Below are 10,144 nucleotides of genomic sequence, written 5' to 3'. Positions count from 1 at the left end.
AATATCTTCAGATAATTTTTCCTTTCTGGGAAGTGGGTATTCACTATTTCACGGCAGGAATGTTTCTTTCCTTGCTTTTCTTTTTACCACCCATGTTCTACAGTAGAGGAAGAGAATAGTATGGAAGGTGTGATTCATGAAATATCGTATTGCAGTACTGATGATTCTTGTATGTATAGGAATATTCCCCTTGGCTGCGGTATCCCCTGCCCAGATTCCTCTCTCCTCCCCCATCTATGAGGAGATTGATTTACTCTACCAGCTTTCTGGCCGTGCACTTCCCTCCACGAGTCGTCCATGGAACACCTATGAGGCTTTAGCAATCCTAAAGGCAATCGAGGAAGACAACTCCTATCAGGACCTATGGGATACAGCATACCAGAGAATGGAAGGACCCTCATTTCACCAGGTAGACGAGACCTTTTCTTACCGTATTTCCCCTACCATTAATCTTGAATCGTACGTCCATACCAATGACCAGGATTTCACTTCCTATGATGACTGGATCTACAGCTATGATGAAAGGAAACCCTTCCTCGACCTTACCCTTTCCATGCAGTTTTCCTCCTCATTCCTCTTTGAGACATCCCTGCAGGCAGGGGTAGGTGCATATATCGAGGATGTAGATCCTGAGGGTGAAATCGAAACGTGGGGAATAGGAGTCATCCTTGACCAGGGGGATGCCTTCCTCGTTCCTGATGCAACCCTCTATAGAAGGACATTCAGCAGTAACCTTCCCTTCTTCGGCTCTCCGATGGAACCAGATTTCCCCCGTCACTCCCAGATGACCTATGCTGGTCCCTGGTGGGCTATCAGCTTGGGACGTGGAGCCTACTCCTGGGGAGCAGGAAAGAGCGGTAACCTGGTGGTGGGAGACCATATCTCCAACCATACTGGCCTCACTGCTTCCTTCTTCAACCAGAAATTCAAGGCTCAGCTGCTCTACCTCTTCTTTCCTGATGTCAGCCAGAGTGGGAAAAGCCCTCGCATCTTTCTCGCCCATCGCTTTGAGTTCAACCCAGCATCATGGGCGAGAATCTCCATCAGTGAGAATGTGATGGCAAACCAGAATGGGCTCAGCCTCCAATATGTTGACCCGACCTATATCTATCACAACATTTTTGACCCCCCACAGGTCAACTCAATTGCAAGTATCGAGGCAGACATTACACCTCTACCAGGATTTAGCATCCATGGGCAGTTCGCACTGGACCAGTTCCAGCTATCAAGCGAGGGAGCTGCTACTGCAAACGCTCTGGCGTTCCTGGTTTCTGGCTCATACTCATGGGATGCACAAAAGGGGTATTTTACATTCGGTCTTGAAGCAGCCTCCACTGACCCAGCAATGTATCGGAGAGAGTATGTGGATTTCTTGGTAGCCAGAGATCTGTTCAAACAAGATGACAGCTTACCGGTAATCATCGATTACCTAGGCTACAGCTGGGGGTCAGACAGCAAGGTCTACCAAGCAAGATTGAACTATCTCCTTCCTGGGAAGGTGAACTTGGAGGCATCCCTTACCATCCATCGCCAGGGCGAACTTGATTATCTTGCAGCCCATCATGTTGCTGAAAGTAGTTCAACGAATGATAAATACCCCAATATCTCAGGGCCTTCCCCCTCTGGGGATACCATCACCGAGCGTTTGATCGTCGGCTTTGGCGGTACCTACTACACAGACATTCCAAACCTGGAATTGTTTGGGCAGGTTAATTGGATTGGGAAAAGAGAGTTTGACCGCCCAAGCGGGAGTGCAAGTGGGTATGCTGATGATTTCCAAGTAATCTTCGGTATCACCAAACGATTCTAACCAGGGTCTTTGCAACCTCACTGTTATGTACTCCTGTTCGTTGCTTTCTATCCACAAAAGAAGCGTAAACTAATACATAAAGCCGTGGTTACTACATTGGACATCCATAGTTTGGGCAACTTCTTCAACGACTACCTCTGGTTTCTCTTGGTTACAAACATGGAGGGAATGAAAGATATCAATACCCCAGGGCAAGCCATGGACTCAGGAGGCGTTGCATCCTTTTCCGCCCCAAGGGACGGGGTATCTCACCTTGCTTTCCCGGCACTCGCTCCAGAGAGGAACCTTCCTGCTGATTCCTTTCCTCTCGCTCCGTTGGGGAATGAGAACCGTACAGGGAGGTCCCATGATGCTCGGGTTCAGTGAGAATCTTGACTACGGTCCTCAGTTTGCTGCTATCTGTCATGTTGGCTACCCAGATGCTGAAACGACTACCATTACCTGTTGAAGCGGTCTTGCTGGAAAGGCTGTCGATGTTCTGGTGTTGCAGGACGGGTATGACCTTACCCAACTCCTTGGGCTGTGGTATGGAGCTCAAGCAAACAACTGGCATTTGTATCTTAGCTAAATATGAAATATCAAATATACAAACCAACAGAACAACGCATCAAAGAAATGGCGGCTTGCGATCGTCCAAGGGAGCGGCTAATCCTTCGTGGAGCCGAGGCACTCAGTGACCAGGAACTACTCTCCATTCTCATTGGAAGTGGAAACCGTGACCGTTCAGTCAACGCGATAGCAAAGGACCTTCTGGATCTTCTGGATCGAAAGCCTATAGCTACCAACGAAGACCTGATGGCTATAGGAGGACTTGGTATGGCAAAGGCAACACTCATCGGGGCTGCTCTGGAACTTGGAAGGAGAAGATTGCCAGCCAAACGAAGACAGATTTCCACTCCAGCGGATATTTTCCCCCTGATCAGGCACTATGCAGCACGTATGCAGGAACATTTCCTCAGTGTATGCTTAAACGGTGCCCACGAGGTACTCTCAGTGAATGTGTGCTCCATTGGCTTGGTCAATAGGACACTCGTTCATCCTCGCGAGGTCTTTGGAGAAGCAGTACGGCAAAGAGCCACAGCCATCCTGGTAGCCCACAACCATCCCAGCGGGAATCTCGAGCCAAGTATGGAGGACAAGGATGTTACTCGTAGACTTAAACAAGCTGGTGACATTCTGGGTATCAAGGTACTGGACCACCTCATCTTCAGTGAGGAGGGGTATCTCTCCATGCTGGAGGGGAATGTGTTTTAGCAAAGAGAAGATGTATGACAAAGAGTGCAACCATAGAATACAAGAATTACTCTTTAGTTGCATGGATCAGTTCTCAGGGGGAATGTGAAGAAAACCTCTTCCTTTTTCCGCCCCCCCCCAGAAGAATATTCCTCCGCTCATTTGAAATCATTTTTCATATAATATATGTACAAATAATAAAATCTATATTATTATAATTATATTTCATGAGGTTTATTATGAATAAACATTTTTCAGGTCTTGTAACGGTTTTTCACGGCTACGTGCTCCCTGAAGAAGGAATCCCAGCAGGGTATGCCGCTCTCATCGATGCCTTCCATCTTCCTGCACCCTTCCCCCGTATAAAAATGGCTATAGGGTTGAAACATAAAATCATAAGGGAGGGAGAATGGCATTTCCTTACCCCCAGGCATCAACCAAATCAAACACTCAAAGGACATTTGGAATTTGCCTTGAAGTATGAGGGGGTTGACCTCTGTGTATTGAAAAAATTATTCGAAGTAGTCGATATACATGAAATTGAAGCAATCGTAAGGGAAAGCATGACCGGTTCCTATGCAAGACGAATCTGGTTCCTCTATGAATGGCTCATGAGAACACCACTCGATATACCTGACGCAAAAAGAGGCAATTATGTATTGGCTGTTGACCCCCTACAACAAATAACGGTGAAAGGAGAGAATTCCAAAAGACATCGAGTAGTAAATAATCTACCAGGAATTCCCGACTTTTGTCCCTTGATAACCAGGACTGAGAGCATCAATACGTTTCTAGAAATGGACCTGAAAAAGAAAGCGCTCCAAGTCGCATCAGAAATTCCTAAGGATGTAGTGGCCCGTGCTGCAGCATTCCTCTTACTGAAAGATTCTAAATCTAGTTTTGCCATAGAGAATGAAACCCCTTCTCATGACAGAATCGTTCGCTGGGGTAATGCGATACGAGAAGCAGGGAAAAGGCCTTTAAGCAAGGATGAGCTTATTCGCCTTCAACACATAGTGATAGGAAACAGTCGTTTCGTAAAAATCGGATTCAGAACCGAAGGCGGATTCATTGGTGAGCATGACAGAGACTCAGGCATACCCATCGTGGAACATGTAAGTGCTAGAAGTGAGGATATTGATTCCTTGATTACAGGTTTGATTGCATACAACCAACGAGTAGCTCACGAGCTTGATCCGGTTTCCGCCGCGGCTACTGTTGCCTTCGGGTTTGTGAATATCCATCCATTTTCTGACGGGAATGGAAGGATCCATCGGTATCTTATTCATCATATCCTTGCAGAACATGCTTACAATCCTCCAGGAATGATATTCCCGGTCTCCAGCACGATGTTACAGCGAATAGATGAATATGCATCTGTATTGAGAGGTTACTCAGAAAGCATTCTTCCTTTCATCAGATGGGAACCCACTGAAGATTACAATGTACGTGTACTGAATGATACAGCTGATTACTACCGATATTTTGATGCTACCCCTTTTGTCGAATTCTTATATCGTTGTGTTCAGCAAACCATTGAGCATGACCTTCCTGAAGAGGCAATATTCCTTATGCACTATGATCAGTTCCGAAACAGAGTACAAAATACTATAGAGATGCCTGATAGGACGGTATTTCTACTCTACAGGTTTCTCTCGCAGAATGGAGGGAAACTGCCAAAACGAGCTCGTGAAGGTGAGTTCGCTGATGTATCCGATGACGAGATTGAACTCTTCGAGCATGTGTATGACCAAGTATTTGCTCAGTAATACCTCTCCTCAAAGAAGGAATCAGCTGGAAAGCATCCATACACGCATTGAAAACAATATGACAGAGATCACGTTTGTGTTAGGTGGGGGAAAATGATTCCACGTGTTTACTATGGTGAGATTATTCTGCCGTCTATTTGTAGTATTGTGGGTATCATGAACAGGGTGAGGGGGTTTTTCATTTGGTGCATACAGGGTTGGAGCATCATGAGGATATGGAAGGAGGTGGGACCATTGCAGGCATTCTCTCCTCCAATGATGGGTATCGAGGTACTGGAACACCTCATATTCAGTGAGGAGGGTAATGTGTTTTATCTGATAGGCAATACGAGCCGGGCGTACTCTCAGTATTTGCCTTGTAACCCTTTTATATGTACTTTTGGGATTGCACCTGTCTTTCCTGTGCTACCTGGAACCTATGTCCCTGCTTGGCAAAGGCTTCCTTGCGCTATCCTCTTTCCTTGAAAAAAACGCTGTCCTTGAAAAATATTATGGGACAGAGATGGATTCTGCAATTAGATGGTATGGATTAGTATTGCAACAAAAAGTAAAACGGCAATACTTCGATGGATCGTCAACCAAGTCTTCCCTTTGTTTTTAGTTTTTGCTCCATAGATTCCGAGCAATATCTGTAGAATCAATATTCCAGCCGCTACAAGCCCCGTTATACTCAATCCATAGATATTAAATTGGATGAAGAAGTGAACCAATAGGAATACAATGGTCAAGAGGCCAAAAAGCTTATGGTTTTTGATAATAAACCGCATGAAGCGTTTGTATCGGGCATAGCCTTTCTCGTTGGATTTCATTGAAGGCCCGTATTTCTTATTAATCCATTTGACCAGAAAATTCAATACCGTCAAAATATAGAATAAGACAATTAAAGAACCAAATAACGCCCCGATTTCTTGTTGCATGTAACTTCTCCTTACAACTGTCCTTATCGGTTATATAACAGCATACACCAGAAACTTTCAAGGCCAATATCTTTGATTTCTAAGAAATAAGGTCGGAAATGGAAGTAGGAAGGGAAAAAGGAATCCACCTGGAACCGATGGTAAAACCAAATAATATCTACTTCGACCCCCAGGAACAATGATCAGAAAGAATTTCCTTGCGGATGGCCTCAAGCTGGAATAAAGGCATCTTTTTAGTTTGCTTCTACAGAAGAGAGGAAAATCCTTTCCGAATAAGAACAGTGGAGCAAAGGTGACTTGAAGAGAGCGCTCTATCACCAAAGCTATTTGGAACGATTGAAGCTGATCAGTGAGTCTTCTCGGCAGTTGTTTCCGTGTTTCTAACCATAAGCAAGGGAACTGTTATTTTATGCTTCAGATATCGGGAGACACTACCGTAGAGCAAATCCTCAAAGCCTGTGTGGCCATGGGTACCCATGGCTACCAAATCGTAGTCGCCTTGGTTGATTGCTTTTTCGAGCTCTTCTTCCGGCTCGCCACTGAGCAGTAGTTTGTTGACAGGGCCTGCTCCCAGCGCCCGGAATCGTTCAAGCATACTCTCCATGCAGGCATCGGCCTGTTCCTTGAGGGCACGGTCCTGGTCGAGGGTATGGGAATGGACCACATGCGATAGGGTAACCTTTGTAGTCGAACCTTCCAAAAGTTTTTCGACGAGATCCATGATAGCCCCATCAGATGGAGAACAATCGATTAGAATAAGGATATGGGTAAATGGTGACATTAAGCACCTCCTGCGAATGTGGAATACAACAGATATACATTCAGTAAGGTGACAACTACAGTAATGAGAAGCATTGCAAGGAATTCGAGTGAACTACTTCTGAAGGTTCCCATAACTGGCTTTTTCCTGCAAAGGTAGAGCAAGGGAATCAAGGTGAAGGGAAGCTGGATACTGAGAATTACTTGGCTGAAGATCAATATCTTGTAGGTATCCAATCCCATCAAGATGATTACAAAAGAGGGAATTGCAGTAATGAAGGTTGCTACTCTATAGAGCAGAGTCCTTGGGTCTTCGGGTTTCCCCAAGAATCCTGTAATAACGTTGACTTCTGCCATCGAGGAGGTTACCGAGGATCCGATTCCAGAGAAAATCAAGGCTACGGCAAAAAGCAATCCTGCAACGGGTCCTGCCAGGGGAACCAATGTTTTCGAGGCATCGGTAATGCTGGTGATAGCCATTCCGTTTCCATGGAATACCCTTGCGGCAACGATGATCATGGCTCCATTGATTAACAAACCAAGCAAGAGGGAAGAAATCGTATCGAAACGTTCATAGCGGAGGAGAGATTTCTTTTCATTATCATCAATGCCCCATTGGCGAGAATGGATTACATTTGAATGCAGAAAAATATTGTGTGGCATAACAACTGCCCCCAACATTCCCATCGCGATATAGATGCTTGAGGTATTCAAGCGTGGAATGAAGAACGAGGGAAGAGCCTGGCCCCAATCGGGGTGGACAATTACCAATTCAGCCACATAGCAAAGGGCAATGATTCCGAGAAAGCCAATAATGGTCCGTTCCAGCTTATGGTATCGTTGCCCGATGATGAGGAAGACTTCCAAGAATACCGTTATCAAGGCTCCAAGCCAAAGCGGAAAATGAAACAATAACTGGAATCCGATGGCACCACCCAAGAGTTCTGCGACATCAGTGGCAACACAGGCCGCTACAACAGTAATGCCTATGAAATAGGTGAGAGGCTTGGGCAGATGCTCCCTAATATTTACCGCCAGGGATTTTCCGGTGGCGATACCCAGTTTAGCCGCTGCATGTTGGATGACCATGAGCATGAAGGTACTGAGGGTAACAACCCATAACAGGGCATACCCAAAACGAGATCCACCTTCAATATTGGTAGCCCAGTTACCTGGATCGATAAATCCTACCGTAACCAGAAAGCCAGGACCTAGAAATGACAGAATCTTCTTAAGGTTGCCTTTTTCTCGCATGATGACTGAGTATAGCTCTTTGTAGTCGAGATTCCAATACTCTATGGGTAGCAGGGATTCCTATATGCTTATCGTACTGGCGCTGACAGCTCAGTTCCAGAACCACCTCAATCCATTGAACGTAGGTTGTACTAAACCGTCCTGGAACACAATGTCTTGGTAATCGTTGGAGGAACCTCAGCGCTAGCGAGATGTATGGCAATTTCAGCACGGCCTTGCAATATGGCATGGAAGGCATCTTACTGCTACTTGATTCCTACTTGATGTACTTCGACAATTATCGCTTACTGGTGCAGTGTCATAGGGAAGACAATGACTATTCGTTTGCCTTTTTCGAATCCTGCATGTTCTTCGGTTCAGGGTTGCAACAAGGACTGCTGCTGACCTCCTTCTGCTCCTCTTCCGGGATTTCTTCAATCTCAATAGAACAGCAATCCTTTTTCTTTGCACTGAACAAATTCCGGAGTTTTGACTTCTTCTCTTTCTCTTCCATATGTTTTCTCCTTCTTATGCCAGGATGTTGAATAGATACCCACCTACTACGGCGGTAAGCCATATGCCGACTACGAGCGCACCGACCAGTTTCCTTTTGAATATTCCTGCCAGCATCGATATCTCGGGAATCGCCATTCCCGATCCCCCGATGATGAGGGCAACCACCGTTCCCAGTCCCATCCCCTTGGATACCAATCCCAATCCGATGGGAATGGCTGTCTCTGCACGGATGTACAGCGGCACGCCGATTGTCGCTGCGATGGGAACCGACAGTAGATTGTCTGGACCGGCAATCCTGACAATAAACTCTTCAGGGATATAGCCGTAGATCATCGACCCGACCGCCACCCCGATGAGCAGATAGCGAAATACCGCCTTGTAATCGTTCCACGCCGATTGTATCGATTTTGCAAGTCTCTCCTTGAACGTCCGTGCAATAGAATCGTCATCTTCAGAAGAAGCCTTGTTCTTGATCCGCACAGACTTCACCTGATTACTGAATCCCAACCGCTGCAATGAGGCACCGAAGAGGACCGCACCTACGAACGTGATGATGAAATACACAGCCGCCACGTTCCAACCCATTAGGGTGACCAGCATTACGATGATAATGGGATTGAGCAACGGAGAGGCGATGACAAACGACATCACCGAACCGAACGGTGCCCCTGCCTGCAACATTCCCAAGGTCATCGGGATGGTGGAACATGCACAAAACGGAGTCAGTGACCCTACAATCGCTCCGAGGATGTTTCCTCCTAAGCCACGCCGGGTAAGCCATGAAGAGAGGCGGTCCCGTGATATGTAGGTCAGCATCAGGGCCACGATTGCGCTGATGGCAATGAACAATACAGTGAGCTCGAGCATAATGGTAACGAAATACCGCAGGGTCAGCCAGAAGGTGTTCATCGGTTTCCCTCCTGAGAGCCTTCTTGCATGAGCAAGGTACTAAACTGAATCAGGGATTCTCTCAACGCATCCCTCTTGGTCGAATCCAGTCCCGCGAATATCCGCCGGAGGATGGTTTCGTAGTTTGCATATGCTTCTGACAGTATTTCCCTCCCGCGATCGGTCACATCCAGGCAGCAAACTCGCCCATCATGCCCTGATGTCCGCTTCGAGACATACCCTTTCGTGACTAGGCGGTTCACGATCCTGGTCGCCCCGCTCTTGGTGAATCCCAAGGTGCTACCGACCTGATGTACCGGGTAATCGATGGTACGGGATATGTCATCCAAGGCGAGAAATTCGGCAATGCCAAGATCCTTGCAACAGGCGCTGTCCAGACCTTTCGGGCCGAAACTCCATGCAATATCAAGCAAGCTTCTGCTGAGGGTCTGAAAATCAATTTCCTTCGTGCTAGGAGTCATCTTTTGTATCATTCCTCCTTTCCAAACAGTATATGCATGAGAATGATGAACACAATCTATCACAATTGGTTGACGTCGTCAACTAATTTATAGGAACAGTCACTACCACAAAATTAACATATTGATTTTTCTCTATTAGATTGATATTATTCGATATGTAAGGAGCATTGATAATGGACAAGCAAGAAACTCCGGGCTCACAGTTGCTCAAGCTCAAGGCGCTTTCCGATACTACGCGGTTGGATATCATCAACCTGTTGTCCTCCGGGCCTTTGTGTGCCTGCGACATCCTTGAGTCCTTCCAGATAACCCAGCCCACGCTCAGTTATCATATGAAACTGCTCACCGAAAGTGGTCTCGTCTCATCCGAGAGGACGGGGAAATGGATGCATTACACATTGAACTGCTCTGAATTGGAAGATCTGTTGGGATATTTGAAACAACTTATGGTCAGTCGAAATGTTCCATTGGTGAAGAGTTCAGCCAATTGTGAACAGAGCTGCAATCAAACAAAGCTTGTGAAACACAATTAGTAAG

The 10,144-nt window shown here is 46.3% G+C and carries 11 protein-coding genes; 5 read left to right on the top strand and 6 right to left on the bottom strand.

All coding sequences use genetic code 11. The features are described from left to right. The first annotated feature begins 136 nt into the window (after positions 1-136). The 4 genes from DYP60_RS09750 (at position 137) to DYP60_RS09735 (ending at position 4,812) form a co-directional block, all read left to right on the top strand. The gene (locus DYP60_RS09750) at positions 137-1,810 is read left to right on the top strand and encodes a hypothetical protein (RefSeq protein WP_117330815.1); all 1,674 of its coding nucleotides are present in this window, start codon (positions 137-139) and stop codon (positions 1,808-1,810) included. Positions 1,811-1,894: 84 nt separating this feature from the next. Then, entirely contained in the window at positions 1,895-2,176 is a 282-nt protein-coding gene (locus tag DYP60_RS14015; RefSeq protein ID WP_133299326.1) for a hypothetical protein, read from the top strand. A gap of 204 nt (positions 2,177-2,380) precedes the next feature. Next, positions 2,381-3,064, top strand: a complete 684-nt coding sequence (gene radC / locus DYP60_RS09740; RefSeq protein ID WP_117330813.1) for a RadC family protein — start codon at positions 2,381-2,383, stop codon at positions 3,062-3,064. Between the two features lie 218 nt (positions 3,065-3,282). Beyond that, positions 3,283-4,812, top strand: a complete 1,530-nt coding sequence (locus DYP60_RS09735; protein ID WP_117330812.1) for a Fic family protein — start codon at positions 3,283-3,285, stop codon at positions 4,810-4,812. Positions 4,813-5,327: 515 nt separating this feature from the next. Here the strand turns inward: DYP60_RS09735 and DYP60_RS09725 are convergent. From DYP60_RS09725 to DYP60_RS09705, 6 genes are all read right to left on the bottom strand, one after another. Continuing rightward, positions 5,328-5,729, bottom strand: a complete 402-nt coding sequence (locus DYP60_RS09725) for a hypothetical protein (protein ID WP_117330810.1) — start codon at positions 5,727-5,729, stop codon at positions 5,328-5,330. Between the two features lie 346 nt (positions 5,730-6,075). Next, on the bottom strand, positions 6,076-6,510 hold the full coding sequence (locus DYP60_RS09720; RefSeq protein ID WP_117330809.1) for a universal stress protein: 435 nt from the start codon (positions 6,508-6,510) through the stop codon (positions 6,076-6,078). Then, a complete protein-coding gene (locus DYP60_RS09715) occupies positions 6,510-7,742 on the bottom strand; it encodes an Nramp family divalent metal transporter (RefSeq protein ID WP_117330808.1) in 1,233 nt (410 codons plus the stop codon). Before DYP60_RS09715 ends, DYP60_RS09720 begins: the two co-directional genes overlap by 1 nt. 316 nt (positions 7,743-8,058) lie before the next feature. Beyond that, positions 8,059-8,235 carry a hypothetical protein gene (locus DYP60_RS14275; RefSeq protein ID WP_160526195.1) on the bottom strand — a complete coding sequence of 59 codons (177 nt, stop codon included), beginning with the start codon at positions 8,233-8,235 and terminating at the stop codon, positions 8,059-8,061. A gap of 14 nt (positions 8,236-8,249) precedes the next feature. Further along, positions 8,250-9,146: a permease gene (locus DYP60_RS09710; protein WP_117330807.1), complete on the bottom strand. Its 897-nt coding sequence runs from the start codon at positions 9,144-9,146 to the stop codon at positions 8,250-8,252. Continuing rightward, positions 9,143-9,607, bottom strand: a complete 465-nt coding sequence (locus tag DYP60_RS09705; protein ID WP_165849549.1) for a MarR family winged helix-turn-helix transcriptional regulator — start codon at positions 9,605-9,607, stop codon at positions 9,143-9,145. Before DYP60_RS09705 ends, DYP60_RS09710 begins: the two co-directional genes overlap by 4 nt. 173 nt (positions 9,608-9,780) lie before the next feature. On the opposite strand from DYP60_RS09705, the gene DYP60_RS09700 reads away from it, so the two are divergent. Further along, on the top strand, positions 9,781-10,140 hold the full coding sequence (locus DYP60_RS09700; RefSeq protein ID WP_117330805.1) for an ArsR/SmtB family transcription factor: 360 nt from the start codon (positions 9,781-9,783) through the stop codon (positions 10,138-10,140). Positions 10,141-10,144 lie beyond the last annotated feature (4 nt).

Origin of the sequence: Sphaerochaeta halotolerans (genome assembly GCF_003429665.1) — a bacterium.
Taxonomy (GTDB): domain Bacteria; phylum Spirochaetota; class Spirochaetia; order Sphaerochaetales; family Sphaerochaetaceae; genus Sphaerochaeta; species Sphaerochaeta halotolerans.
This window is presented reverse-complemented; position numbering and strand designations above follow the sequence as displayed.

Bases quoted from the DNA above. Each gene is read 5' to 3' on its own strand.
- DYP60_RS09750 (WP_117330815.1), top strand. From the start codon at position 137: ATGAAATATCGTATTGCAGTACTGATGATTCTTGTATGTATAGGAATA.
- radC (WP_117330813.1), top strand. From the start codon at position 2,381: ATGAAATATCAAATATACAAACCAACAGAACAACGCATCAAAGAAATG.
- DYP60_RS09735 (WP_117330812.1), top strand. From the start codon at position 3,283: ATGAATAAACATTTTTCAGGTCTTGTAACGGTTTTTCACGGCTACGTG.
- DYP60_RS09725 (WP_117330810.1), bottom strand. From the start codon at position 5,729: ATGCAACAAGAAATCGGGGCGTTATTTGGTTCTTTAATTGTCTTATTC.
- DYP60_RS09720 (WP_117330809.1), bottom strand. From the start codon at position 6,510: ATGTCACCATTTACCCATATCCTTATTCTAATCGATTGTTCTCCATCT.
- DYP60_RS09715 (WP_117330808.1), bottom strand. From the start codon at position 7,742: ATGCGAGAAAAAGGCAACCTTAAGAAGATTCTGTCATTTCTAGGTCCT.
- DYP60_RS14275 (WP_160526195.1), bottom strand. From the start codon at position 8,235: ATGGAAGAGAAAGAGAAGAAGTCAAAACTCCGGAATTTGTTCAGTGCA.
- DYP60_RS09710 (WP_117330807.1), bottom strand. From the start codon at position 9,146: ATGAACACCTTCTGGCTGACCCTGCGGTATTTCGTTACCATTATGCTC.
- DYP60_RS09705 (WP_165849549.1), bottom strand. From the start codon at position 9,607: ATGACTCCTAGCACGAAGGAAATTGATTTTCAGACCCTCAGCAGAAGC.
- DYP60_RS09700 (WP_117330805.1), top strand. From the start codon at position 9,781: ATGGACAAGCAAGAAACTCCGGGCTCACAGTTGCTCAAGCTCAAGGCG.